Origin of the sequence: Senegalia massiliensis (genome assembly GCF_009911265.1) — a bacterium.
GTDB classification, from domain to species: Bacteria; Bacillota; Clostridia; order Tissierellales; family SIT17; genus Anaeromonas; species Anaeromonas massiliensis_A.
This window is the reverse complement of record NZ_QXXA01000005.1, coordinates 218,269-243,834: the sequence shown is the minus strand read 5'-3', so window position 1 is coordinate 243,834 and position 25,566 is coordinate 218,269. Positions and strand designations below refer to the sequence as shown.

General features: G+C 27.9%; 29 protein-coding genes, 1 pseudogene and 1 other annotated feature (1 of these 31 only partly in view). Of the genes and pseudogenes, 28 read left to right on the top strand and 2 right to left on the bottom strand.

The annotated features are described in order from the left end of the window. Position 1: a binding site (T-box leader), on the top strand (it extends 229 nt beyond the left edge of the window). Between the two features lie 28 nt (positions 2-29). From metG to D3Z33_RS05305, 11 genes are all read left to right on the top strand, one after another. After that, positions 30-2,018, top strand: a complete 1,989-nt coding sequence (gene metG / locus D3Z33_RS05355) for a methionine--tRNA ligase (protein WP_279279063.1) — start codon at positions 30-32, stop codon at positions 2,016-2,018. Between the two features lie 90 nt (positions 2,019-2,108). Further along, positions 2,109-2,615 carry a DUF5673 domain-containing protein gene (locus D3Z33_RS05350; RefSeq protein WP_160196741.1) on the top strand — a complete coding sequence of 169 codons (507 nt, stop codon included), beginning with the start codon at positions 2,109-2,111 and terminating at the stop codon, positions 2,613-2,615. Between the two features lie 11 nt (positions 2,616-2,626). Continuing rightward, positions 2,627-2,812 carry a cysteine-rich CWC family protein gene (locus tag D3Z33_RS05345; protein ID WP_201750437.1) on the top strand — a complete coding sequence of 62 codons (186 nt, stop codon included), beginning with the start codon at positions 2,627-2,629 and terminating at the stop codon, positions 2,810-2,812. A gap of 3 nt (positions 2,813-2,815) precedes the next feature. After that, the gene (locus D3Z33_RS05340; RefSeq protein ID WP_347561216.1) at positions 2,816-3,613 is read left to right on the top strand and encodes a TatD family hydrolase; all 798 of its coding nucleotides are present in this window, start codon (positions 2,816-2,818) and stop codon (positions 3,611-3,613) included. Positions 3,614-3,679: 66 nt separating this feature from the next. Further along, positions 3,680-4,066, top strand: a complete 387-nt coding sequence (locus D3Z33_RS05335; protein WP_160196739.1) for a hypothetical protein — start codon at positions 3,680-3,682, stop codon at positions 4,064-4,066. 272 nt (positions 4,067-4,338) lie between these two features. Next, positions 4,339-5,415: a 3D domain-containing protein gene (locus D3Z33_RS05330; RefSeq protein WP_160196738.1), complete on the top strand. Its 1,077-nt coding sequence runs from the start codon at positions 4,339-4,341 to the stop codon at positions 5,413-5,415. 87 nt (positions 5,416-5,502) lie between these two features. Beyond that, positions 5,503-6,051, top strand: a complete 549-nt coding sequence (gene rnmV / locus D3Z33_RS05325) for a ribonuclease M5 (RefSeq protein ID WP_160196737.1) — start codon at positions 5,503-5,505, stop codon at positions 6,049-6,051. Beyond that, positions 6,041-6,910 (top strand): 16S rRNA (adenine(1518)-N(6)/adenine(1519)-N(6))-dimethyltransferase RsmA, encoded by an 870-nt coding sequence (gene rsmA, locus D3Z33_RS05320; RefSeq protein WP_160196736.1) that lies wholly within the window; start codon positions 6,041-6,043, stop codon positions 6,908-6,910. The genes rnmV and rsmA overlap by 11 nt, the downstream gene beginning before the upstream one ends. An 82-nt stretch (positions 6,911-6,992) precedes the next feature. After that, on the top strand, positions 6,993-8,414 hold the full coding sequence (locus tag D3Z33_RS05315; RefSeq protein ID WP_160196735.1) for a hypothetical protein: 1,422 nt from the start codon (positions 6,993-6,995) through the stop codon (positions 8,412-8,414). Positions 8,415-8,519: 105 nt separating this feature from the next. Beyond that, positions 8,520-8,744: a glutaredoxin family protein gene (locus D3Z33_RS05310; RefSeq protein ID WP_130805546.1), complete on the top strand. Its 225-nt coding sequence runs from the start codon at positions 8,520-8,522 to the stop codon at positions 8,742-8,744. Positions 8,745-8,895: 151 nt separating this feature from the next. After that, positions 8,896-9,120, top strand: a complete 225-nt coding sequence (locus tag D3Z33_RS05305) for a glutaredoxin family protein (RefSeq protein WP_130805547.1) — start codon at positions 8,896-8,898, stop codon at positions 9,118-9,120. A gap of 51 nt (positions 9,121-9,171) precedes the next feature. On the opposite strand, the gene D3Z33_RS05300 is transcribed toward D3Z33_RS05305, so the two are convergent. Continuing rightward, entirely contained in the window at positions 9,172-9,357 is a 186-nt protein-coding gene (locus D3Z33_RS05300; RefSeq protein WP_160196734.1) for a DUF1858 domain-containing protein, read from the bottom strand. 163 nt (positions 9,358-9,520) lie between these two features. Here D3Z33_RS05300 and D3Z33_RS05295 point away from each other — a divergent pair, with 163 nt between their 5' ends. The 15 genes and pseudogenes from D3Z33_RS05295 (at position 9,521) to D3Z33_RS05225 (ending at position 21,516) form a co-directional block, all read left to right on the top strand. Further along, positions 9,521-10,216: a cytochrome c biogenesis CcdA family protein gene (locus D3Z33_RS05295; protein ID WP_160196733.1), complete on the top strand. Its 696-nt coding sequence runs from the start codon at positions 9,521-9,523 to the stop codon at positions 10,214-10,216. A gap of 27 nt (positions 10,217-10,243) precedes the next feature. Then, positions 10,244-10,879: a TlpA family protein disulfide reductase gene (locus D3Z33_RS05290; RefSeq protein ID WP_160196732.1), complete on the top strand. Its 636-nt coding sequence runs from the start codon at positions 10,244-10,246 to the stop codon at positions 10,877-10,879. Next, complete coding sequence (locus D3Z33_RS05285; RefSeq protein ID WP_160196731.1) at positions 10,880-11,449, top strand: prolipoprotein diacylglyceryl transferase family protein; 570 nt, start codon at positions 10,880-10,882, stop codon at positions 11,447-11,449. Positions 11,450-11,970: 521 nt separating this feature from the next. After that, complete coding sequence (locus D3Z33_RS05280) at positions 11,971-12,552, top strand: 5-formyltetrahydrofolate cyclo-ligase (RefSeq protein ID WP_160196730.1); 582 nt, start codon at positions 11,971-11,973, stop codon at positions 12,550-12,552. Positions 12,553-12,618: 66 nt separating this feature from the next. Continuing rightward, a complete protein-coding gene (locus D3Z33_RS05275) occupies positions 12,619-13,671 on the top strand; it encodes a P-loop NTPase (RefSeq protein WP_160196729.1) in 1,053 nt (350 codons plus the stop codon). A 158-nt stretch (positions 13,672-13,829) separates the two neighbouring features. Further along, positions 13,830-16,205 (top strand): annotated as a pseudogene (locus tag D3Z33_RS05270) (heavy metal translocating P-type ATPase). A 14-nt stretch (positions 16,206-16,219) separates the two neighbouring features. Continuing rightward, positions 16,220-16,432 carry a heavy-metal-associated domain-containing protein gene (locus D3Z33_RS05265; RefSeq protein ID WP_160196728.1) on the top strand — a complete coding sequence of 71 codons (213 nt, stop codon included), beginning with the start codon at positions 16,220-16,222 and terminating at the stop codon, positions 16,430-16,432. 83 nt (positions 16,433-16,515) lie between these two features. Next, positions 16,516-16,779, top strand: coding sequence for a metal-sensing transcriptional repressor (locus D3Z33_RS05260; protein ID WP_130805555.1), 264 nt, complete (start codon positions 16,516-16,518; stop codon positions 16,777-16,779). A 229-nt stretch (positions 16,780-17,008) separates the two neighbouring features. Continuing rightward, positions 17,009-17,944, top strand: coding sequence for a magnesium transporter CorA family protein (locus tag D3Z33_RS05255; RefSeq protein WP_160196727.1), 936 nt, complete (start codon positions 17,009-17,011; stop codon positions 17,942-17,944). Between the two features lie 107 nt (positions 17,945-18,051). After that, positions 18,052-18,435 (top strand): hypothetical protein, encoded by a 384-nt coding sequence (locus D3Z33_RS05250; RefSeq protein ID WP_160196726.1) that lies wholly within the window; start codon positions 18,052-18,054, stop codon positions 18,433-18,435. Beyond that, positions 18,422-18,904, top strand: a complete 483-nt coding sequence (locus D3Z33_RS05245; RefSeq protein ID WP_160196725.1) for a hypothetical protein — start codon at positions 18,422-18,424, stop codon at positions 18,902-18,904. Before D3Z33_RS05250 ends, D3Z33_RS05245 begins: the two co-directional genes overlap by 14 nt. Before the next feature lie 120 nt (positions 18,905-19,024). Further along, entirely contained in the window at positions 19,025-19,726 is a 702-nt protein-coding gene (locus D3Z33_RS05240; protein WP_160196724.1) for a SurA N-terminal domain-containing protein, read from the top strand. A gap of 13 nt (positions 19,727-19,739) precedes the next feature. Beyond that, positions 19,740-20,267, top strand: coding sequence for a GNAT family N-acetyltransferase (locus D3Z33_RS05235; protein WP_160196723.1), 528 nt, complete (start codon positions 19,740-19,742; stop codon positions 20,265-20,267). Between the two features lie 53 nt (positions 20,268-20,320). After that, positions 20,321-21,130, top strand: coding sequence for an aminoglycoside N(3)-acetyltransferase (locus D3Z33_RS05230; protein ID WP_160196722.1), 810 nt, complete (start codon positions 20,321-20,323; stop codon positions 21,128-21,130). A 17-nt stretch (positions 21,131-21,147) separates the two neighbouring features. Beyond that, positions 21,148-21,516 carry a DUF2500 family protein gene (locus D3Z33_RS05225; RefSeq protein ID WP_160196721.1) on the top strand — a complete coding sequence of 123 codons (369 nt, stop codon included), beginning with the start codon at positions 21,148-21,150 and terminating at the stop codon, positions 21,514-21,516. Between the two features lie 20 nt (positions 21,517-21,536). Here the strand turns inward: D3Z33_RS05225 and D3Z33_RS05220 are convergent, their stop codons facing one another. Further along, a complete protein-coding gene (locus D3Z33_RS05220) occupies positions 21,537-23,339 on the bottom strand; it encodes a heme NO-binding domain-containing protein (RefSeq protein ID WP_160196720.1) in 1,803 nt (600 codons plus the stop codon). 253 nt (positions 23,340-23,592) lie between these two features. Here D3Z33_RS05220 and D3Z33_RS05215 point away from each other — a divergent pair, with 253 nt between their 5' ends. Both D3Z33_RS05215 and D3Z33_RS05210 read left to right on the top strand, forming a co-directional pair. Then, the gene (locus D3Z33_RS05215) at positions 23,593-23,859 is read left to right on the top strand and encodes a Veg family protein (RefSeq protein ID WP_160196833.1); all 267 of its coding nucleotides are present in this window, start codon (positions 23,593-23,595) and stop codon (positions 23,857-23,859) included. A 144-nt stretch (positions 23,860-24,003) separates the two neighbouring features. Further along, on the top strand, positions 24,004-25,566 hold the full coding sequence (locus tag D3Z33_RS05210) for a DUF3794 and LysM peptidoglycan-binding domain-containing protein (RefSeq protein WP_160196719.1): 1,563 nt from the start codon (positions 24,004-24,006) through the stop codon (positions 25,564-25,566).

Below are 25,566 nucleotides of genomic sequence, written 5' to 3'. Positions count from 1 at the left end.
AAGAGATGAGGATTTTTTTATTGTGAAAATTGGGTAAAAATAAATTTAGAGGAGGAGAAAATATGAAAGATAAGAATAGTTTTTATATTACCACCCCCTTATACTATCCTAGTGCAAATCTTACAATAGGTCATACTTATACTACTGTAGCTGTAGATGCATTAGCAAGGTATAAGAGGTTGCAAGGATATGATGTAAAATTCCTTACAGGAACAGATGAACATGGACAAAAAATAGAAAAAGTAGCAAACGAAAAAGGTATTAAACCTAAAGAATATGTAGATAAAATAGTAGGTGAAATAAAAGAACTTTGGGAGACTATGGATATATCTTATGATATATTTATTCGTACAACTGATTATTATCATGAAGAAACAGTAAAAAAGATATTTAAAACACTTTATGAGAAAGGTGACATTTATAAAGGAGTATATGAAGGTTATTATTGTACACCTTGCGAATCTTTCTTTACAGAAAAGCAATTAAATGAAGGTAAATGTCCTGATTGTAATAGGCATGTTGAGAAGCAAAAAGAAGAAACATACTTCTTCAAGCTATCAAAATATACTGATAAACTTATAAAACACATTGAAGAAAATCCTGACTTTATACAACCAGAATCTAGAAGAAATGAAATGTTAAACAACTTCTTAAAACCTGGTCTAGATGATTTATCTGTAACACGCTCATCATTTGACTGGGGTATAAAAGTACCATTTGATGAAGAGCATGTAATATATGTTTGGACTGATGCATTAAGTAATTATATATCTGCACTTGGATATTTAAGTGATGATGATAGTGATTACAAGAAATATTGGCCTGCAGATATACATTTTGTAGGTAAGGAAATAGTAAGATTCCATACTATTATTTGGCCTGCAATACTTATGGCATTAGGTGAAGAACTGCCTAAGCAAGTATTTGGTCATGGGTGGATATTATTTGATGATGATAAGATGTCAAAGTCAAAAGGAAATGTTGTATATCCTGAATCTATTATAGATTTATATGGTGTAGATGCGCTTAAGTATTTCTTGCTTCGTGAATTTACATTTGGTCAAGATGGATCATTCACAAAGGAAAAGTTTATGAATAGATTAAACTCTGACCTTGCTAATGATTTAGGAAATCTAGTGAGTAGAACTGTAGCAATGATTGACAAATACAATGGTGGAATAATACCAGATGTTAAAGAAGAAGGTAAGTTTGATGAAAGCTTAAAAGGTCTTGCTATATCAACACCTACTATGGTAGATAGTCATATGAATGAACTTAAATATAGTAATGCACTAGAAGAAATATGGAAGCTTATAAGTAGAACAAATAAATATATTGATGAAACTACACCTTGGATTCTAGCTAAAGATGAGGATAAAAAAGATAGATTAGATACTGTTCTTTACAATTTATCTGAATCTATAAGAATAATATCTGTACTTATAAGACCATTTATGGAAAATACATCAAATCAAATATGGAAACAATTAGGTATAGATAAAGGGCCAGAGACTACTTGGGAATCTCTATCTAATTGGGGAAGACTTAAGTCTGGATCAAATGTAAGGAAAGAAGGTCCAATGTTTCCAAGGTTAGAAGTAGAAAAGGAAATAGAAAAATTAGATGAAGCGAATAAAAAATTAGTAGAACAAAGAACAGGTAAGATGAATAAGGAGGAAAAGAAAGTGGAAACAAATTATATATCATTAGATGAATTTGACAAAGTTGATTTAAAAGTAGCTGAAATAATAAAAGCAGAAAAACACCCAGATGCAGATAAACTCTTAGTATTCAAGCTAAAGGTTGGAGAAGAAGAAAGACAAATAGTTTCAGGAATAGCAGAGGTTTATTCTCCTGAAGAACTTATAGGTAAAAAAGTAGTAATAGTAGCAAACTTAAAACCTATTAAATTAAGAGGAGTAAAATCAGAAGGAATGATTCTTTCAGCAGAAAAAGGAAAAGCAATTTCACTTCTTACAACATTAGATGAAATAGAAAGTGGAGCAAAAGTATTATAATAATAATCCCCATATAGAAATTTCTATATGGGGATTATTATAATTTAGTGATATAATTAAACTATAGTATATATGGATGGAGGAATTTTTATGGATAGTACGTATTTTGTTCTTACTTTTTTAGTATTAGTTTTTGCTGTAGTGAGTTTATTAAAAGATAGGGCTAATATGAAATTAGTAGGAGAAGTTTTATATGAGGATAAAAAAGAAAATGGTATTATAAATATTATAAAATGGATATTATTTGGAGTAGCTTCAATATATTTAATATATGCAGGATATAATATGATAATAGACAAAGATATAATAAAAAATATTGATATAGGTGTATTCCTTTCAGTATATTATATATTTTTTGCTAATTACTATACAAAGCCTTTTGTTATAGGAGAAGAAGGTGTAATAAAATATAATAACTTTATAAGATTTAAACATATTAAAAATTATGAGTTTAAAGATACAAAAGGAGAAAAATATAAATTGACTATAAAATATAAAAGAGATACTGAACTGAAAGTAAAAAGACTTATTATAGATATTTATGATAAAGAAGAAATAGAGAATATGTTTCGAAAAAAAGTTATAAGAAAAATTTAGGGGTGAATAGATTGAATAAATTAAATGATAAAATATGTCCACTTTGTGGACAACCTAATTATTGTAAGGCTCACGAGGGAGATTGCTGGTGTAATAAAGTTAAAGTTCCAAAAGAACTTATAGAAAAAGTGCCAGAAGACAAAAAGGGAAAAGCATGTATTTGTAAAGCATGTATAGATAAATATAATAATGGGTAATAAATGTACAAAAGAGTTAAAGGAGATGAAATAATGTTAGTAGATAGTCATGCACATTTAGATGATAAAAGATTTAATAAAGATAGAGAAAATATAATTAAAGAATTAGAGGAAAATAATATAGAATTTATAGTAAATCCAGGTGCAGATTTAGATACATCTAAAAGGGCTGTAGAATTAGCAAGAGACAATAAGATGATTTATGCAGCAGTAGGAGTACATCCTCATGATGTAAAGGATATGGACCAAAATACAATAGAAGAATTGAGAAAACTTGCAAGAGAAGAAAAAGTCGTTGCAATAGGTGAGATAGGACTTGACTATTATTATGATAATTCACCTAGAGAATTACAAAAAAAATGGTTTAGAGAGCAGATAAGACTAGCTAAAGAGCTTGACTTACCTATAATTATACATGATAGAGATGCACATGAAGACACATATAATATTTTAAAAGAAGAAAATGATGAAAAGTTACGAGGTATAATGCACTGTTATCAAAGTTCTTTAGAGATGAGTAGTCAGTTCATAGATTTAGGGTTTTATATATCATTAGCAGGTCCTACTACATTTAAGAATGCAAAAACACCAAAAGAAGTAGCAAAAGGTATAGATTTAGATAGATTATTAATTGAAACGGATTCTCCTTATTTAACACCACATCCATATAGAGGGAAAAGAAATGAACCTAAATATGTAAAATATGTAGCTCAAACTATAGCAGATTTAAAAAATGTACCATTAGAAGAAATAGAAGATAGTACTACAAGAAATGCTAAGAAAATTTTTGGTATAGAGTAACACCCCTAATATATCTCCATATAATGATAGTAGATATAAATACTATTATTAAGGAGAGATTGTTAAATGGAAAAAGATAAAAAATATGATTATCCTAGAACGCCTAAAAAGCCATATAAACCAGATAGATTACCTATAGAAGATAAACCTATGAGGCCATGTCCACCTCCACATATGCCAAATCCGGAGATGAGACCTTGTCCAAGACCAATGCCAAAACCAATGCCAATGCCTAGGCCTATGCCAAATATGCCTATGAATATGGATCCGGTTAAAATGAAGTTATGTTATTGCATAATGGAATGTATAGAAGAAGTATTGGGAGACAGAATGAATAATAATTGTGGTCCTATGTATCCAATGTGCCCATATCCAATGATGCCAGATATGGAAGATTGTATGGAAGATTGGGATGATTATGAAGGATATAATGGTATGTATCCAATGTATTAAAAGTATATTACGTATATATTAAGTAAAAACATAAAAAAGAAGAACTTTTTTAAAAAAGTTCTTCTTTTTTATGTTTTTTTTGAATAATATTATCTATACATGTACATATTATTACAGAAACATAACATTTATATTTCAATATGATTAAAGTAGGTTATATACATAAAAGTGGGTTCATTGAAGTATATTTAACAAAGAAATATGTCAATAAATTTGACAAACAGAAAAATACTTAATATACTACTTAAGAATCAAGAAATGGAGGTTATAAAATGCAAAATATATTAAAAAGCAAAAAATGGCTTATAGCTATTAGTGTTGTTTTTGTAATTGCATTATTTTCTGTTTTCCTATATCAAGATTCATTTGCACAAGTAAAATTGACAATAGACGATAAGACTCAGAATATAAAGACATCTAACGAAACAGTTGGAGAAGTAATCGAAGAAGAAGGTATATATATAGGAAAATCAGATTATATTAATTTTGATCTGGAAGATAAATTAGAAAAAGATATGGAGATAGTGATAAAACGCTCTAAACCAGTGACTGTTGAAATTGGAACTAAAACAGTGACAAAAAAGACATATAAAAACAATATAAAGGAAATCTTAAAGGACTTTGGTATAAAAGTAGACAAAGATGATAAAGTAAAACCAGGTTTAAATGCAGAACATACAGATGGAAAAATAATTCTTACAAAAGTAGATAAGAAGAAAGTATTTGAAGAAGAAGAATTAGAGTTTAAAACTCTGTATAAAGACAATAAAAGATTAGAGCTTGGTAAAACAAGTACAGTTAAAAAAGGTGCTAAAGGAATAAAAGAAATAACTAAAGCTCAAATATTTGAAAATGGAAAGCTTGTAAAAGAAGATATAATTTCTGAAGAAGTAGTTAAAGAACCTGTAAATCAAATTATAGAAAAAGGTAAAAAACCTTTAACAGTAGCTTCAAGAGGTAGTAGTTCAGATAGAAAGAAGGTATCCAAGCCATCTTCTAATTCAAGTAGCAGTTCTTCAAATAGTAGTTCTTCGAGTAATAGCTCTTCAAGTAACAAGTTTAATGCAAAGAGAACAATAGTAATGAGTTCTACTGCTTATAGTATAAAAGGCACTACTGCTTCTGGTGTTCCATCAGGTCCAGGGAAAGTAGCAGTAGATCCAAATGTGATACCATTAGGAACAAGATTATATATTGAGTCATTAGATGGTTGGTCAGATTATGGATATGCAATAGCAGCAGATACTGGTTCAGCTATAAAAGGAAATAAGGTTGATTTATTTTACTCAAATAGAAGTACAGCATTAAAATATGGTAGAAGAAAAATAAAAGTTCATATATTAAATTAAGAAAAGGCGGATATCCGCCTTTTCTTTTTATATAATTGAAAGTTAATTATGGTATAATATACTATACTTTATAAAAGGAGTGTACTGATGATTAAAGAGGTTATAGTTGTTGAAGGTAAAGATGATGTATCTGCACTTAAAAGGGCAGTAGATTGTGAAGTTATAACTACAGGTGGATTTGGATATCCTGATGATCTTGTAGAAAGAGTTAAACTAGCACAGAAAAATAGAGGTGTAATAATTTTTACTGATCCAGATTTTGCAGGTGAAAAAATAAGAAATTTTATATCATCGCGTGTGAAAGGATGTAAGCATGCATTTTTACCACAAGAAAAAGCAACATTAAATGATAACATAGGAATAGAAAATGCTAAACCAAAAGATATAATAGAGGCTTTAACAGGTGCAAGATATGAATCAAGTAAAAAGAGAAATGAATTTACTAAAGTAGATTTATTGAAAAATGGATTAAATGGTGGAAGTAAAGCTTCTTATAGGCGTGCTATACTTGGTAAAATCCTCTCTATAGGATATTGTAATTCAAAACAGTTTTTAAAGAGACTTAATAATTATGGAATATCAAGAAATGAATTTGAAATAGCTTTAGAAAGGATTGAAAATATAGATGGAAAATAAATTATATTCACCAAAAGTAATGAATGATATTTTAAAAAAATATAATTTTAGATTTTCAAAAAATCTTGGTCAAAATTTTTTGATAGATGGGAATATATTAGATAAAATATGTGATGGAATAAATTTAGATAAGGATGATGAAGTAGTAGAAATAGGTCCAGGAATAGGGACGCTTACTAGTGCTCTTGCTGAAAGAGCTAGGAAAGTTATAGCTATAGAATTGGATAAAAGACTTTTACCTATATTGGATGATACTTTAAGTAGTTATAAAAATATTGAAGTTATTCATGGAGATGTTTTAAAATTAGATTTAAATAATATAATAGAAGAAAAGTTTGAAAATAAAAAAGTTAAACTTGCTGCAAACTTGCCTTATTATATAACTACTCCCATAATAATGAAATTGTTAGAACAAAAGATAAATTTAGAAAGCATAATAGTCATGGTTCAAAAGGAAGTAGCAGAACGAATGAAGGCTTCACCTGGTTCTAAAGCTTATGGTGCATTATCTATTGCAGTTCAATATTATAGTAATCCTGAGATAGTAACTATAGTTCCTAAAAATGTATTTATACCTAAGCCAAATGTAGATTCTGCAGTTATAAAATTAGATGTTTATAGTAAGCCAAGAGTAGATGTTAAAGATGAACAACTATTCTTTAATGTAGTTAAAGGAGCTTTTTCTCTTAGAAGAAAAACACTTGTAAATTCATTGAGTTCTAGTGATGTAGGTATAAACAAAGAAGAAATAAAAGAAATATTAAGAGATTTAAATATAAAAGAAAATATAAGAGGAGAAAAACTTTCAATAGAACAATTTGCTCTCCTTGCAGATAGCATATATGACAAAAAAAATTAGAGGATTAATCCTCTAATTTTTTTTGTCAACTATTTAAGTATTTGTACATATAATACTAATAAGGATTAAAGGGGGGTCAATTGTGAGTAATATTAAATATTTAAGAAAATTTATTATGTTAGAAAGTGCGACTTCTAATACCCATATAAAAGGACATTCCAAAATTGAAGTCAGAGATGGAAGAGGGAAATTAGAAGTAAATATCAGTGGAATAGCAGATGTAAATAACGTATATGACATAATTCTCATTGATGATAATAGTTCAAAAAAAGAATTTTTATATTTTGGAACTATGTCTGATGTAGGAGGAGGCAAATCATTCTATAAAAATGATTTTAATCCTAAAAACGTATTACATTCAGATAGAGCAATAGATGACTATAATATTATAGTAATAAAAAGCTCTGATTCAGAAGTATTATACGGATATATACATAGAAAAGAGAAGGAAAAAGATATACTTTCTATAGTATCTAGAAAGTACGAAGAGCCAAAAGAAGAAATAGAGATAGAAGAAGTAAAAGAAGAGCCAAAAGAAGAAATAGAGATAGAAGAAGTAGAAGAAGAGCCAAAAGAAGAAATAGAGATAGAAGAAGTAGAAGAAGAGCCAAAAGAAGAAATAGAGATAGAAGAAGTAGAAGAAGAGCCAAAAGAAGAAATAGAGATAGAAGAAGTAGAAGAAGAGCCAAAAGAAGAAATAGAGATAGAAGAAGTAGAAGAAGAGCCGAAAGAAGAAATAGAGATAAAAGAAGTAGAAGAAGAGCCAAAAGAAGAAATAGAATTTGAAGAGGTAGAAGAAGGACAAGAAAAAGAAATAGAAGTTAAAGAGATAGAAAGAGAACAAGAAACACAAGGTATAGAATTGAATTATGATGATGATGATATTCACGATGAAGATTATCCGAATGCAGATTCAAATTTAGAAGAATATATACTAAATAAATCAGAGAGAGATTTAGAAGAATATTATAGATATAAGGAATATAAATCAAAAGAAGTAAACAATCAAAAGAAATATAATAATAAAACTACTAATAATAGAAATAAAAATAAATATCAAGCTTATTCGCTAAATATATTAAACTACTTTAATCAAGTAGAACCTTTTAAAATTAATTTAGAAGAATATAACTTCTGGGAAATTACTGAAGATAGTGTAAATATAAGAAGAGGGTTTTTACCATATTATAATTACGTTGTAAATATGCAATATCCTTATACCTTAATGAATAAAATGAATAGTCCATCAAAGCAAATTAGAAAATATAAACATTATTTATTTGGAATAGTTTCTTATGGTGAAAGTACAGTTAAGCACTTTGTATATGGTATACCAGGATTATTTACAAGAAAAGAGCAACCCTTTAGAGGTATGTCTGGTTTTACTACATGGCTTGAGTCTAAAGATTCAGGAGATGAAAGGTTAGGCTATTGGCTAATTCATATTGATGCAAAAACTGGAAGAATAATAACGCCTCTTAGACCAACAAGTCCTCTATCTTAAAATATTAAGAATAAATAATGATTATTAGGAGTGAATATAGGGTATTATAGAAATAGTCAATAGTTTTAAAAAAACTATAGAATATTTCTATAAGGAGGAATTTAAATGGCAAATGTAACAATTTACACAAGTAATACTTGACCTCATTGTGCTACTGCCAAGCAATACCTTTCGGAGAAAGGTGTAGAATATGAGGAAAAAAACGTACAAACTGATCCATCAGCAAGAAAGGAACTAATTCAAAAAGGATATATGGGAGTTCCAGTAATAATAGTAGATGGAGAAGAAATGGTAGGCTTCGATAAGAATAGATTAGAAGAATTACTATAAGAACATAGATAAAACCTATAGGTAATGATATTCCTATAGGTTTTTTTAATATTTAAAATAATTTTATGTGGTATCATAATAAATATAGGGTTTGACAATTATACCCCTATGGGGTATAATATTATTAATGAAATTCAAGGAGGTAATTTATATGAAAAATGTAACAGTATATACAAGTAGCACTTGTCCACATTGTACTTCTGCTAAAGAATATTTAAATGAAAAAGGTGTAGACTTTACAGAAAAAAATGTAACTACTGATTCTACAGCAAGAAAGGAACTAATCCAAAAAGGATATATGGGAGTTCCAGTAATAATAGTAGATGGAGAAGAAATGGTAGGCTTCGATAAAAATAGACTAGAAGAATTACTGTAAGATATAGAAATATAAAATAGCCCAGAATTTTATTCTGGGCTAAAAATTTATTTACTCATTTAATGCTTCTAATAATTCAGTTAAATCAAGTCCATGTACCATTGCAGCTTGTTCTAATGATTCCATTTGAGAAGCAGGGCAACCTACACATCCCATACCAAAGCGCATTAGTATTTCTGGAGCATCTGGTCTCTCTCTTAATATTTCACCTATAAGCATATCCTTAGTAATAGCCATTTCTATTCCTCCTTACCTAATAAGACTAGAATTCTTCACTAATATTATACCCTATTTTTTACTATTAACCAAGAGTTAATTCCAACTTTTTTACTTGGTATTTTTATCTTGATTTGAAATACCCCTATATGGTATAGTGTAAATATATAAGGAAGGTGAGAATATGTTTGAAGATGTTACATTCTCTGTAGCTTTTATCGCTGGAGTACTTTCATTTTTTTCTCCATGTATTTTACCTCTTATACCTGCATATATAATGTATATGACAGGAACTAGTATAGAGGAAGAATTATCTAGAAAAAAATGGCTAGCATTATCACGCACATTAGGTTTCGTATTAGGATTTACTATAATATTTATGATAATGGGAGTTTCAGCAAGTTATATAGGAAGATTATTTATAGAAAATAAAGCTATATTTACAAAGATAAGTGGAGTTTTAATAATGTTTTTTGGACTTAATTTAATGGGTATAATTGACTTGAAGTTTATGAATACTCAAAGAAAAGCAAAAAGTCCAAAGAAAGTAACTACTTTTTTAGGATCTACAGTAATGGGTATGGCATTTGCTGCAGGATGGACTCCTTGTTATGGACCTATACTTGCATCAATTTTGGTAAAAGCAGGACTATCTAATGATGTATCAAGTTCTGTATATCTACTATTAGTTTATTCTATTGGAATGGCTGTACCATTTATATTAACAGCATTGTTTATAAACTATTCTACTAGATTTTTAAATAAAATACAAAAGTGGTCTGGATATATATATAAAATAGCAGGAATTATAATGGTTATATTTGGATTGTTAGTATTTTTTGACAAAATGATTATAATTGGAAATTGGCTAAATCAATAGTCACTTTTTTATTGAAAGGAGAATATTATGAATAAAAAAAGTATTATTGCTATATCAGTTCTTGCAATAATGTTGATTGTAGGGATATTTTATGCTATACAAGAACAGGAGCAAGTAGCAGAACAACCTATAATAGAAGAAAATGATGAAAATAGTGAACAATTACCTGATGAAGCTATTAGTGAACAAGAAGAAAATAATGAGGATAAAGAAGATATAGAAGATGTAGTACTTGAGAGAGGAAAACCAGCACCAGATTTTACTTTACAAACATTAAGTGGTGAAAAAGCTTCCTTATCTGATTATAAAGGAAAGATTGTATTAATAAACTTCTGGGCTACTTGGTGCACTTATTGTGATGAAGAGATGCCAGATTTAGAAAAATTATATAATGATAATAAAAATGATGATTTTGTAGTACTTGCAGTTGATGTAGGTGAAGAAGAAAGTCTAGTTAGAGATTATATAGAAGAAGGTGGATATACTTTTCCAGTACTATTAGATAGTAATATGAAAGTTTCTAGAAATAATTATTATGTAAGTGCATTTCCAACTTCATATTTTATTGATAAAAATGGGAATTTAATAGGAGCAGTTCCAGGCATGATGACTTATCCTCAAATGACTCAAATATTAGAACAAATAAGAAATGGAGAACTTTAAATGAAACCTATATTTTTAAGCTTAGGACCTGTAAATATAACTTGGTTTCTACTTTTTACAGTAGTATTAACTATTATAGGATATATAATTTTAAAGGTTATAGCTAAAAATAATAAATATAGAAAAGTAATGGAAGACTACTATCTATTAGAGCTTATATTGGGATTTGTTGGTGCTAGAATTGTTTATGTGATTTTTCATTTGGATATATATGCAGAAAGATTATTAGATGCTATTAGACCTAATCATTATAATCTGAATTTATTTGGTGGTGTTTTAATAGCTGTAATAGTATTATTTATATTAACAAAAAGAAAAGGTGAACCATTTTTATTAATACTCAATTATTTATTAGTTCCCTTTTACTTCTCTATGGCAATAGGTGTATGGGCATTTGAATTTGAAGGTATACTTTCTAATTCAAATCCAATAGAAACACTTGTTTATTCAATTATGTTTTTTATAATTTTAGTATCTCATTTACTTTTATTTGAAAAGCATAAAAAAGTAGGTTTAATAACTTTATCTTTAACTATGATATTTTATTATGGACTGGAAATACTACTTTAATAATTATATGTTTATAATATAGGGTAAAAATATAATATAAGACTTGACAAGGTATATATTGTAATATTACAATATATATAAACACATACCCTGATAGGGTATAGAGAGGAGAGATTAATGTGAAATTAAATGTAACAACAACAGCAATTAATGAAATTAAAAAAATTATGGAAAAAAAAGATGCACTAGACAAGAAAATAAGAGTATATGTAGCAGGCTTTGGTTGAGGTGGTCCATCTTATGGTATTGCTCTGGATGAGCAAAACAAAGAAGATATAACTGAAGATATAGATGGAATAACTTTCTTGGTAGATAAGAATTTATCTGATCAAGTAGGCGCATTCAATGTAGACTATACTAAAAATTGGACCGGTAAAGGGTTTAGAGTAACAACAGGAAATGGTGCATCATCTTGTTAATAAAACTCCTGCAATATTGCAGGAGTTTTATTAATTATTTGTATAGATATAAAAATAGGTATATAATATTACTTAAGTTTTACTTTATAAGGAGTGTGGAGTATGAATACTGATGAGAAAAAAGAACTGAGAAAGATAGTTTTAAAAGAAAGAAAAAAATTAAATAAAGATGCAGTAAATTCTTTAAGTGACAAAATCATATCCTATCTTATAAAGATGAAAGAATTTAAACAAAGTGAAACTATAATGGTATATTTAAGTTTCAAACAAGAAGTTGATACATTTAATCTCATAGATAAGATGAGAGGTCTTGGAAAAAAGGTAGTTATAACATATACTGATAAAAAAGAAAATGTATTAATACCTTGTAGATTAATAGATCTTGAAGATTCCCTTGAAAAAAATCCTTTTGGGTATTTAGAGCCTAAAGAGGATAGTATAGAGAAAGTGAATCCTAGTGAGATAGATCTAATAATAACTCCTGGTCTTGCTTTTGATAAAAAAGGAAATAGAGTAGGGTATGGTGGAGGATATTATGATAAATTATTAAAGTCTGCACCACAAGCCACTAAAATAGCTGTTAGTTATGATTTTCAAATATTTTCAGAAGTTCCTAGTGAGAAATTTGATATACCTGTTGATTATATAGTAACACCTACAAGAATTATAGTTTGTGAAAGGTGATATATATCATAGTTAAATAAAGACAATTATTATATACTTAAGTAAAAATATTAAGGAGATGAAAAAGTGACTCTAAAAGATAAAATATATAAAGCACTTGAAAATGTAGATGATCCTGAAATAAAGAAAAATTTAGTGGAATTAGATATGATAGGTGATGTAACTATAGATGGTAAAAATGTAATCGTAAATGTTACATTAACTACAAAAGGTTGTCCTTTAAAAAATACTATATCAGGAGATGTAGAAAAAGAGTTATTAAAAATAGATGAGATTGAAAAAGTAGAAGTAGTATTTGGGGAAATGACAGATGAACAAAAACAGAATTTAGCTAAAAAGCTTAGAGGTGAGCAAGATACAAAAGAACCTTTTAAAAATACTAGAGTAATTGCTATAGGTAGTGGAAAAGGTGGAGTAGGAAAATCTACTGTAACTTCAAATTTAGCTGTAGAGTTAAGCGAGATGGGTTATAGTGTAGGTTTAATTGATGCAGATATATTAGGACATAGTATACCACAAATATTAGGTATAAAGGGTCAGAAACCTATGGCTATGAGTGATGGAACAATTATACCTATTAATGCAAATGGTGTAAAAGTTATTTCAATGGGTAATCTAATAGAAAAAGATGAAGCCCTTATATGGAGGGGGCCAGTTCTTGGTGGAATTCTTACACAGTTTTTCAACGATGTTTATTGGGGAGAATTAGATTATATGTTAATAGATTTACCTCCAGGAACAGGTGATGTGCCATTAAGTCTTATGCAACAATTACCAAAAGCAGAAATACTTATAGTTACAACACCACAAATTACGGCAGCAGATGTAGCAAAAAGATTAGGATTTATGGCATCTAAAACAAACAGTAAAGTAATAGGAATTATAGAAAATATGAGTTATTTCATATGTGATAATTGTGATGAAAAACATTATATATTTGGTAAACGTGAAGGAGAAAAATTAAGTAAAGAATTAAATGTACCTTTACTTGGTGAAATTCCTCTATCAACCCTTGTAAGAGAGGATAGTGACAAAGGTGTTCCTTCAGTATTAGATGAAAGACTTAACATGAAAGATAAATATAATTTAATAGCAACAAAACTTTTAGAAACAGAATAAGATTTAAAATAAAAAATATGACCTTTTTATTAAGGTCATATTTTTTTATTTTTTAGGGTAATAATTATAATAACTATTTGCATTATAAAAAAATATATGTTATTATTAATTTATAACACACCCCACATAGGGTGGGGTATAAGAAGGGAGTTGTAACAATGAGTGTAGAAAAAGTAAGTTTTAAAGTTACAGGTATGACTTGAGCATCCTGTTCAAATAGGGTAGAGGGTTCTCTATCAAAGATAGATGGTGTAAAAAGTGCAGTAGTAAACCTAATTGCTGAAAAAGCTACAGTTGAATATGATCCTGAAAAAGTTAGTGTTAAAAAATTAATGGATACAGTAACAAACACAGGATACACAGCTTCAATGGATAGAGTAAGGTTAGATATTGAAGGTATGACTTGTTCAGCTTGTGCTGCAAGAGTGGAAAAAGCGTTAAAAAAAGTTGAAGGTATAGGAGAAGTAAACGTAAATATAGCTACAAATAAAGCAACTATAGAATATCTATCATCTGAGACAAATATAAAAGAAATGCAGTTAGCAGTAGAAAATGCAGGATATAAAGCACAAAAAGAACAAAATGTAGATGTTGATAAGCAAAAGGAAGCAAGAGAAAAAGAAATAAAGAATCTTAAAACTCTTTTTATAATATCAACAATACTAAGTTTACCGTTACTTTCAGCTATGTTTGTAGATATGGCAGGACTGGATACTATACTTAGTAATGGATGGTTTCAATTTATTTTAGCAACACCTGTACAATTTATTGTAGGATGGAGATTTTATAAAGGTGCTTACCATTCATTAAAAGGTGGAGGAGCAAATATGGATGTACTTGTAGCTATGGGTACATCAGCAGCATATTTTTATAGTATTTATATGTTACTTGTAGGAATGAACCATTTTTACTTTGAATCTTCAGCAGTTATTATTACCTTAATAATATTAGGGAAGTTAATGGAAGCCATAGCTAAAGGAAAAACATCAGAAGCTATGAAAAAGCTTATGGGACTTCAAGCTAAAACTGCAAAAGTAATAAGAAACGGTGAAGAAAAAGATATACCAGTAGAAGAAGTAGAAGTAGGAGAAACTATAATAGTTAGACCAGGAGAAAAAATACCAGTAGATGGTGAAATCATTGAAGGTAAATCTACAGTAGATGAATCTATGCTTACAGGTGAATCAATACCGGTTGAAAAAGTTATAGGTGAAGAAGTAATAGGTTCAACTATAAATAAACATGGTACATTTAAATTCAAGGCTACAAAGGTTGGTAAAGATACCGCTTTATCACAGATCATAAAGCTGGTAGAAGAAGCACAAGGATCTAAAGCACCAGTACAAAGACTTGCTGATAAGGTATCTGGTATATTTGTTCCTATTGTTGTAGTAATAGCTATTCTTACCTTTATTATATGGTATGTAGTAAGTGGAGAGATTAATCCTGCAATGGTAGCATCAGTATCTGTTCTAGTAATAGCTTGTCCTTGTGCATTAGGGCTTGCAACTCCTACAGCTATAATGGTTGGTACAGGTAAAGGTGCAGAAAATGGAATACTTATAAAAGGTGGAGAACATCTAGAAAGAGCACAAAAAACAGATACTATAATATTTGATAAGACAGGAACTATTACTAAAGGTAAACCTGAAGTTACAGATATATTAACATATGATTTAGATGAAAAAGAGGTGCTTCGAATTTCAGCATCGGCAGAAAAATCTTCAGAACATCCTTTAGCTGAAGCTATAGTAAATGATGCAAACTCTAAAGAAATTTTGCTTAGTGATGTATCTGATTTTGAAGCAATACCAGGACATGGTATATATTCAACACTAGATAAAAAAGAGATATATTTAGGAAATAGACGTCTTATGGATAGAGAAAATATAGATATATCTAAAGCTTCATCTGAGATAGAAAGACTTGAAAATGAAGGAAAAACTGCTATGATTTTAGCTATAGATAAAGAATTAAAGGGTATAATAGCAGTAGCTGATACAATAAAAGAAAGTTCAAAAAGAGCTATAGAAGAACTTAAAAATATGCATATAGACGTATATATGATAACTGGTGACAATCAAAGGACAGCAAATGCTATAGCAAAACAAGTGGGTATAGAAAATGTAATAGCAGAAGTATTGCCTGAAGATAAAGCAGCAAATGTAGAAAAAATTCAATCTCAAAATAAAAAAGTAGCAATGGTAGGAGATGGAATAAATGATGCACCAGCACTTGCGCAAGCAGATATAGGTTTTGCAATAGGAACTGGTACAGATGTAGCTATTGAAGCAGCTGATATAACTCTTATGAGAGGAGACTTGATGGAAATAGTTACTGCTATAAAGTTAAGTAAAAAAACTATGAGAACTATCAAGCAAAATTTATTCTGGGCATTTGCATATAATACTGCTGGAATACCAATTGCAGCACTAGGATTATTAAATCCTATGATTGCAGGAGGAGCTATGGCATTTAGTTCAGTATCAGTACTCACAAATTCACTTAGACTAAAAAAATTTAATGTAAAATAAAAGGAGAGATTATAATGCAAAAAACATTAACAGTTAAAGGAATGAGCTGTGGTCATTGCCAAAAGGCAGTTGAGGAATCTTTAAAATCACTAGAGCAAGTAACAAATGCACGTGTTGATTTAGCAAGCAAAACAGCAGAAGTTGAAGGCTATGAGCTTAATGATGATGATCTTAAAAAAGCAGTAACAGATGCAGGATATGAAGTAATAGATATAAAGACAATATAAAACTAATTATATTTTGCTTAGGATGACATTATTATATCTATGTCATCCAAGCATTTTATGATAATTGTAAAAGAGGTGATTATATGACAGATGAAAGAAAAAAGGCATTAAACCTTTTAAAAACTTCAAAAGGACAAATAGAAGGTATTATAAAAATGCTAGAAAATGATAGATATTGTGTAGATATATCAAAACAAATTCTTGCAGTACAAGGTTTACTTAAAAAATCTAATTTAAATATATTAGATGCACATATAAAATCTTGTGTAAAAGAAGCAATATTAGAAGGACATGGTGATGAGAAGATAGATGAAATAATTAATGTTCTGGATAAATATATTAAATAATGGGGATAACTTATTTTGCAAAATAAGTTATCCTCATTATTTTGGTTATTTTCTTGCAAAAAACCCTATGATAGAATAAGATATAAAGGAAGGCTAGTATATATGAAGGGTGTGGTGAAGGTGGACGAAGGACCCAGTTTATGGGACAGAAGAAAGTTAAACAATATATCTGACCTCCATTTTCACATAAGTGTAAAAGGAGACTCGGATATTTATTAGGAGTGATTTTATGCTTAATATTTATAAAACAATGCAAGATAGGACATTTGCAGAATTAGATGATTTTGAAAACGGATGTTGGATTAATTTAATTGATCCTACAAAGGAAGAGTTAGAAAGAGTAAATACAGAGCTAAATGTAGATATGGATTTTTTAAAGTCTCCTCTAGATGATGAAGAAACTTCAAGACTTGAAATTGAAGAAGATCAAACACTTATATTAGTAGATATACCTATGGTTGAAAAAGAAGATGATTCATATGTATATTATACTTTTCCTCTTGGAATTATACTTTATAAAAAATATATTATAACAATATGTCTTAAAGAAAATTTACTTTTAGAACAATTTGTTGAAGGAAAAGTAAAATCTTTTTATACCTATAAAAGAACTCGCTTTGTACTTCAAATGTTATATAGAATGTCAGCAAGATATTTGATATATTTGAAACAGATAGATAAAATAAGTCATAGAATAGAAAGACAACTTCATAAATCTACTAAAAACAGAGAATTAATACAGCTCTTGGATTTAGAAAAATCTCTTGTTTATTTTTCGACTTCACTTAAAGCAAATGAAATAGTTATGGAAAAGATGCTTAAATCTGAATCAGTGAAATTATATCCCGAAGATGAGGATTTACTTGAAGATGTAATTATAGAAAACAAGCAAGCAATAGAAATGGCAAATATTTATAGTAATATATTAAGTGGTATGATGGATGCATTTGCATCAGTTATATCAAATAATTTGAATATAGTAATGAAAGTATTAACATCAATAACAATAGTTATGGCAATTCCTACAATGCTTGCAAGCTTTTATGGAATGAACGTAGGACTTCCGCTTCAAAATTCACCATATGCATTTCCAATGATAATGGGACTTTCAATAGTTTTAGCTACAATAGCAATAGTAATACTTTCTAGAAAAAATATGTTTTGAAAATGATAAGTTATGCTTAAGCATAACTTATTTTTGTGTAAAATTTTAGAAAAAGAAGGAGATATAATATCTATGTAGAATATAATAGTTAATAGAGGTGTAGGTCAATGAAGGGTAAATATTTAAGTATATTGTTAATAGCATTTTCAGTAGTAACTGGAACTATATATAGTGTGCTTTACTTTGTATTTAAAACAGACTTACACATAATAAGTCTTATCTTAAGATTATTAATAGTATTTTTAGGAATTTATTATTTGAATATTGATAATAAAAAGAAACTTGAAGCTAAAAAATTTATTCCTTTTTTTATAGTAGAGATTATTGTGTTTATAATTAATATAGTTATTTATGATATAGAAAGAGGAGCAAATTTTAGCACCTTAGAACTAGGAATAACAGGTGGTGGTATAGATGTGTTTATAAGTATAATTTTAATAATATATATTTTAGTAGCTAATAGGAGTTATAAGGTTTATGAGAAGGAATAGGTTTATTTATATATTAATTATTATAATAACTTTAATAGAATTATATTGGGGTTATAATGTTTATATAAATTATAGAGGTGTATATGATATTGCTTTTTTTAGTATATTCATATTACAGCCTATATGGTATATTTGGTTATTGAAAAAAGAAAAGCCTCAGTCTAGATTTAGAATTATTGTATCAGTATTATTATCAATTATTTTACCTATTATAATATATTTTACATTGCCTAATTATACTTATGATGGTGGCAAGGATATTATAAAAGACTATTTTAATGAGAAAGTAGAGTTTGTACATTATTCAAGAGATATGGATACAATACCTGTGTCTAACAAACCTAAAAATCTTTTTACAAAGGATAGAGCATATTATTATAAAATAAAATTAAGAAATAAATATAAATATTTCATTGTTAATGAACAAACAGGAAAATTATTAGAATTAGAGGAAGGATACTGGGAGTAAGAAGCTAAAATTATAAGTAAAGGAATTCAACTTTCAAGACTTCATAAATATAATAATATGCATTTCAAGGAACAAGATACTTGTGATTTGAGATATATAATTAAAAATGGAGGGGTAAAGATGAAAAAATATATTAGCATTTTAATATTAGGATTATTTATAATTATTTCTTTTGTAGGTTGTACTGGAGAGTCTAAAGAAAATGTAATAGCTACAGTAGAAGGAGAGGAAATAACAGAGCAAGATATAAAAGATAGAATAGAATTTTTAGAAGTAGCTGAGAAACTATATACAGGGAAAGAAGATGCTGAAACTAATTTTACACAAAATGAAGTATTTAATCTTATAGTAAGAGAAAAAGTGCAATATATTGAAGCTAAAAACTTAGGCTATGAGGTTAAAACAAAAGAGGAAATGATGAAAATGCTTGATGAATCTAAAGAGCAAAGGGAGAAAGTAGACCCAGAAATTAAGGGAAATTTAAATGATAAATATGGTAGTAGCGAAGAATTTAAAGAAAGCATTGTAAAAGAATATGGATATGACTCCATGGAAAATTATTATGAAGAAAATATAGATATGCTAATAACTAGATATTTAATTAATGAGTTATCAATAAATTATATGGATGAATTAAAAAAAGAATTAGATAAAGAGAATATGAATGGTGATCTTGAATATAGAGAATCTTTTGATTCTTGGGTAAATTATATAGAACATTTACTGAAAAATGCTAATATTGAAATAAAAGATGATGAGTACGAAATAGAATATCATGGTGATAAGTGGGAACATGAAGGTTTAGATTTAGAAAACAAGTAAAGGGTGGTTTAATATGTACAAAGGTGAAAAAGTAGTATTGACTGAATATAGAAAAGAAGATATAAAAAAAGCGCAGGAATATGTAAATGATGCTGAAATAAAAGGATTGTTATCTCCAGGTATACCATATCCATATACATTAGAAGATGAAGAAAAATGGTATGAAAGTCAATCGGCAAATAATGATAAGTATAATTTTGCAATGAGAACATTAGAAGATAACAAATATATAGGTGGCTGTGGTATCAATAGTATAGATTGGAAAAATAGCAATGTTATAATAGGTATGTTTATAGGTGATAAAGATTATTGGTCAAAGGGGTATGGTACAGATGCATTAAAAGTATTAATAAAATTCATCTTTAATGAAATGAATATAAATAAAATAAAGTTAAATGTTTATTCATTTAATAAAAGAGCAATAAGATGTTATGAAAAATGTGGATTTAAAGTTGAAGGAGTATTAAAGCAAGAGGTATATAGACACGGGAAATATCAAGATGATATACTTATGGCTCTACTAAAGGAGGATTGGGTTTAGTAGTGATGAAGATTTAGATTTTAAGAGTAATTAACATAAAAAGGAGACATAAAATGAGCGAAAAAAATTTAATAGAAAACACACCTTTTCCTAGAACTAGGGAGAGTATTTCAGATGATTTAAGAAGTTTAGGGTTAAAGCAAGGCATGACAATAATTGTTCACTCTTCATTAAAATCTTTAGGATGGGTTAGTGGAGGGCCAGTAGCAGTTGTTCAAGCTTTGATGGACGTAGTGACAGAATCAGGAACGATTATTATGCCAACTCAAAGTGGAGATTTAGGAGATCCCTCTTTATGGGGAAATCCAGCTGTACCAAAGGAATGGATAGGTACAATAAAGGAAACTATGCCAGCATATGATAAACAAATTACACCTACAAGAAGTATGGGAAGAATTGTAGAAGTATTTAGGACTTTTCCTGGAGTTATTCGTAGTTCTCACCCCCATAATTCCTTTGCGGCATGGGGCAGATATAAAGAACAAATTATAAATAATCATTCTTTAGAATATAGTCTAGGAGAGAATTCTCCTCTTGCTAAAATATATGATTTAGATGGTTTTATACTTTTATTAGGAGTTAATCATGATAATAATACTTCTTTACATCTTTCAGAATATAGGTCTAGAATAAGAGAAAAGTGTAAACTTCAAGCACCAATAATTGAAGATAACAAGAGAGTATGGAAAACATTTAATGATATAGATCTTGATACTGATGAATTTGAAGAAATAGGTAAAGAATTTGAAGAAAATAATGATATAAACATTGGATATATAGGTTCTTCTAAATCAAGACTTTTCAAGCAAAGAGAAATAGTAGATTTTGCTACAAAATGGATGATAAACAAAATAGAAAAGTAATTTTATAGGGGGATAATATGAAATTAGATTCCATAAGCGATATATTTATTTGGATAATAACACCATTAGCTGTTATAATACTTGTAGTATTTGCATTTAAAACAATAATAGAATCTAGTATGTGGTTTTCTAATAATTATAAATATTTTGTAAAAAAGAAAGGTAAAGTTATAGGTAAAAGAGAAGAATTTATATCTAATTCTAATGAAACTTTTTTAGAAATAGATCAAAATAATTATTATGTTAAATTTCAACTAGATGATAGAAGTGAAGTTGAGATGAAAGTGACTAGATCTAAATATGATAAGCTGAATATAAATGATGAAGGGTATTTAACGTATAAAGGTAATATCCTTATGAATTTTGATAAAGAAGAAAAGATATAATCTAAGGGATATCCCTTAGATTATATCTTATATTTTCCTAAATCTTTTCTAAATTCATCTGATACTTTTTTAAATTCAACTATGCTACTCATCATCTTAGACAATTCTTCTGAATAAGTGTGTACATTTGCACTTACCTCTTGTGAAGAAGCGGAGTTCTCTTCTGCTATGGCTGCTAATGATTCAATATTTCCTGATACTTTTGTTATGGATTCTGTTTCCTTTGTAAGAGCATTTATCATATCTATAAGGGAATTAGACACTTCGTCTATAGTTACAACTGTCTCATAGTTATTTTCAGCCACATTTGAAAGTTTGTTATTTTCTTTATCTAATACTATATACTGTTCATCTATTTGATTTACTAAGCTATCTATATCATTAATGAAGGATAATAAATTTTGATTTATATTATTAACTGCATTTTTAGATTCTTCTGCCAAAGATCTTATTTCATTTGCAACTACATTAAAACCTCTACCATATTCTCCAGCACGTGAAGCTTCTATAGAAGCATTAAGTGCAAGTAGATTAGTTTGATCAGATATATTTTCTACTGTTTCTACTATTTTTGTAACATCTTTTGCTTTATTTTGAAGTATTGTACTATTTTCTTTTACATTTCTAAATTTAGTTAATATATTTTTTAAATTTAAAGCTGTATCTTTAAGTTCATTGTATCCATTGTTAATATTATCAACTGCATTTTCAAGTGAAACTTTACTTTCATTTTCTTTTTCTGTAATTTTTGTTAGAGAAGAAATATTATTATTTAATATATAAGCAGCATTTTCTGTTTCTTCTGCTTGACTTATTGCTCCGGCTGCAACCTGCTCTACAACCCCTGCAATATCCTTTGAAGTATTATCCATATTTGAAGAAACTTCATTAAATTTTTCTGTAAAAACATTTAATTCATCACTCATACCTTTAAATCCTACAAAGTCAGTTATTAAATTTTCTTTGTAATTGTTTACATATTTATTTATGTCTTCAAAAAAATCATTTGTGGATATCTCTATGTTTTCAGCATAATTTCTTTGTTCTAAATCTTTTAAAGAATTTATTATACTTCTTTTAGGCATAAATAATAATTTTGAAGTTATAAAAGGAACTATAAATGTAAGAGCTAAAGTGACAATATTTAATACTGTTCCACTTGTAAGATTAGATAATATTATATAAGGCAATCCCACAAATAAAAGTGAAGATACAGCAATTTTTGTATGTAGTGATTTTATAAAACCAAATGATAATAAATTATTTATTTTATATTTTTTGAAATAATGTATTGGTTCACTAAATTTAATATGTAATTTTAGAAAATTATCTGTATTTTCGATTCTGTCTATTTCAATTTTTTCCCCATAAAAATTACTAGCTCCTTTTAATAATCCTTTAAAATAACCAAACAAACCTCTTTTTGACTTATAAGTCATTTCAGCTGTATATTTATCTATAGGAATTATACCTAAAAGAGGAGGATTTGCACCTTTTATTTTTCCTGCTATAACTACATGTACATCGTACATTGACTTTAAAAAAGAATATAAATTTTTATGATCAAAAAAAGCAGGATAATCATTAAAGAAAGAATTTATATTTTCTTCCCCCATTTCTTTCCAAGCTTCATATGTAGTTTTGTTTATTTTTTTAGCTATGTAGGAAATCATTTCTTTTGGCTTAGAGTCTTCTATATCTTCTGTAGGTCTAAATATTTTTTTGCGATCAATCCCGGAATGTTGTATTGCTTCATTTGTAAGTTCTTCTCCAAATATTTTTTCGCAAGTTTTTATCCAAGATGATACTATTGTTGCTTTCATAAATTTCTCCTTTCTGTTAGTACCAAAGTAATATTTAATTCATAATATATATTATATCAGACTTTGTATTTAATGAATAAAAAAATTAAAAAAAGTAAATACTATTTTTATTGTACATAATGCTATAAAAAAACATTTGACATACTATACAATAAAGATGTATAATATTTATTTAGATGTTTGACAATTGGTGAAATATATGTTATTATTAGAGTAATGTGATTTGTCTAAAATAAATAAAGAAGGTGATCCTTTGATAAAGAGAAACACTCTAGATCAAATTAAAGAGAATGTTGCAGTTCATATCGGAGAAAAGGTGAGACTAAAGGCAAACAAAGGAAGAAAGAAAACTACTATAAGAGAAGGTATATTAGAAAATGCTTATCCAAGTATTTTTGTAGTTAAGATTGAAGGCGGATATAATTCAGTAAGAAGAGTATCTTATAGTTATTCAGACATATTAACAGAGACTGTAGAAGTAACCCTTTGCGACATTGACAACAAAGTTAGAATTAGTTAGAAGTAGACCGCTTGAATGCGGTTTTTTTACTGTCCAAAAAAATTTATAAAATTGTTCATTTTCTCTTTTATATTTGCATAGATATATTAATAGAATAATATCTATACAATTAATTGATAGATTAATTAAAGGGAGGGAACAATTTTGGCAATTGAATTAGTGAAAGATCTAATTAAGATAGACCAAACTGTAGCTAGAGAAGAAAAGGATGTATATTTAACAAAAAATATTGACATAGAGACTCAAAGTAAATTAGCAAAAGTTTTAAATGTAGAAGGTAATGTATCTTTAGATTCTTTTGAAATATATAAAGGCAAACTAAAGGTAATAGGGTATTTAAATATTATGACATTGTATATGACAGAAGAAGGACATATAAATTCTAAGTCTGAAAAATTTGATTTTAAGGAAGAAATACTTATAGATAATCTTGAGGATGATATGAAAGCAGAAGTTTCTTTAGAAATAGAAAATATAGACTTTTTACTTTCTAATGAAAAACAAGTTGAGATTAAATCAGTTATAAGTATAAATATAAAGATAACTAAAAATAGCATTATAAATGTATTAAAAGATATAACTGGTGAAAAAGGTATACAGGTATTAAAGGAAAATATAAAGTACAATGAAGTTATAGGTGAAAATTCGTCTTCTACAATAGTAAAAGATGGTTTTGAATTAACTGAAGATCTTTCTGATATTCTTGAAGTATTAAATATTGATGTTAAATCATATCAGAAGGAAGTTAAAATAGTTGATGGAAAAATAATTGTAGCTGGTGAAGTTGAAGGAAAAGTAATGTATATAGAAGATTCTGATGAGAACAAATTAAATACTATATCTCACACTATACCATTTACTCATTTCGTAGATGTTGATGGAATAAATAAAGATATGGAATGTAGGGTTAAATTAGTCAATTCTGATCCTAATTATGAAGTTAAAAAAGATATAAATGGAAAAAATAGAATATTGGATTTAGAATCTCTCATAGAAATAAATGCAAAAGTATTTCAAGTAAAAGAAAAAGAAATAGCTGTAGATACATATTCAACTAAAAAGCAAGTTGAATTATCTAAAGAAAATATAAAGATAACAGAAAATATAAATTCATTTTCAACTTATGAAACCATAAAAGATTCTATAGATGTTAGCTATGATGATGAAATAATAAAAGAGATTTATAGTGTTAATACTATCCCTATAGTGACAGATACTAGAATTATTGAGGATAAAGCCATAATTGAAGGTATTTTAAATGCAAATATGCTTTATTTAGGTGAAGAAAGTGGAGAAATAAAAAGTGCAAGAAATGATTTTCCATTTAAATCATATATAGATATGGATGATATATGTGATGATATGGATCTTGAAGTTGAAATGAATCTTGTGAAATTAGATTATAAAAAAACAAGCTCTAGAGAGGTAGAAATAATATCAGATATAAAGACTGATACTTCTGTAAACAGAATTAAGAATATAGATATAGTTACTAATGTATTGGAAATTGAGGATGTAGAAGATATAAATAAAGGACATTCTATAGTAATATATATAGTTAAAGACGGAGATACTCTTTGGGATATAGCTAAAAGGTATAATACCACTACAGAAGAATTAATCAGAGTAAACGATATAATTGCTCCAGAAAATTTAATGCCTGGAGAAAAGATATTCATAATAAAGACAGTAGATGTAGCTATTTAA

Coding starts and splice junctions, on each gene's coding strand:
- D3Z33_RS05350 (WP_160196741.1), top strand. CDS start 2,109: ATGGATAGTACGTATTTTGTTCTTACTTTTTTAGTATTAGTTTTTGCT.
- D3Z33_RS05340 (WP_347561216.1), top strand. CDS start 2,816: ATGTACAAAAGAGTTAAAGGAGATGAAATAATGTTAGTAGATAGTCAT.
- D3Z33_RS05335 (WP_160196739.1), top strand. CDS start 3,680: ATGGAAAAAGATAAAAAATATGATTATCCTAGAACGCCTAAAAAGCCA.
- D3Z33_RS05330 (WP_160196738.1), top strand. CDS start 4,339: ATGCAAAATATATTAAAAAGCAAAAAATGGCTTATAGCTATTAGTGTT.
- rnmV (WP_160196737.1), top strand. CDS start 5,503: ATGATTAAAGAGGTTATAGTTGTTGAAGGTAAAGATGATGTATCTGCA.
- rsmA (WP_160196736.1), top strand. CDS start 6,041: ATGGAAAATAAATTATATTCACCAAAAGTAATGAATGATATTTTAAAA.
- D3Z33_RS05305 (WP_130805547.1), top strand. CDS start 8,896: ATGAAAAATGTAACAGTATATACAAGTAGCACTTGTCCACATTGTACT.
- D3Z33_RS05300 (WP_160196734.1), bottom strand. CDS start 9,357: ATGGCTATTACTAAGGATATGCTTATAGGTGAAATATTAAGAGAGAGA.
- D3Z33_RS05295 (WP_160196733.1), top strand. CDS start 9,521: ATGTTTGAAGATGTTACATTCTCTGTAGCTTTTATCGCTGGAGTACTT.
- D3Z33_RS05290 (WP_160196732.1), top strand. CDS start 10,244: ATGAATAAAAAAAGTATTATTGCTATATCAGTTCTTGCAATAATGTTG.
- D3Z33_RS05285 (WP_160196731.1), top strand. CDS start 10,880: ATGAAACCTATATTTTTAAGCTTAGGACCTGTAAATATAACTTGGTTT.
- D3Z33_RS05280 (WP_160196730.1), top strand. CDS start 11,971: ATGAATACTGATGAGAAAAAAGAACTGAGAAAGATAGTTTTAAAAGAA.
- D3Z33_RS05265 (WP_160196728.1), top strand. CDS start 16,220: ATGCAAAAAACATTAACAGTTAAAGGAATGAGCTGTGGTCATTGCCAA.
- D3Z33_RS05260 (WP_130805555.1), top strand. CDS start 16,516: ATGACAGATGAAAGAAAAAAGGCATTAAACCTTTTAAAAACTTCAAAA.
- D3Z33_RS05255 (WP_160196727.1), top strand. CDS start 17,009: ATGCTTAATATTTATAAAACAATGCAAGATAGGACATTTGCAGAATTA.
- D3Z33_RS05250 (WP_160196726.1), top strand. CDS start 18,052: ATGAAGGGTAAATATTTAAGTATATTGTTAATAGCATTTTCAGTAGTA.
- D3Z33_RS05245 (WP_160196725.1), top strand. CDS start 18,422: ATGAGAAGGAATAGGTTTATTTATATATTAATTATTATAATAACTTTA.
- D3Z33_RS05240 (WP_160196724.1), top strand. CDS start 19,025: ATGAAAAAATATATTAGCATTTTAATATTAGGATTATTTATAATTATT.
- D3Z33_RS05235 (WP_160196723.1), top strand. CDS start 19,740: ATGTACAAAGGTGAAAAAGTAGTATTGACTGAATATAGAAAAGAAGAT.
- D3Z33_RS05230 (WP_160196722.1), top strand. CDS start 20,321: ATGAGCGAAAAAAATTTAATAGAAAACACACCTTTTCCTAGAACTAGG.
- D3Z33_RS05225 (WP_160196721.1), top strand. CDS start 21,148: ATGAAATTAGATTCCATAAGCGATATATTTATTTGGATAATAACACCA.
- D3Z33_RS05220 (WP_160196720.1), bottom strand. CDS start 23,339: ATGAAAGCAACAATAGTATCATCTTGGATAAAAACTTGCGAAAAAATA.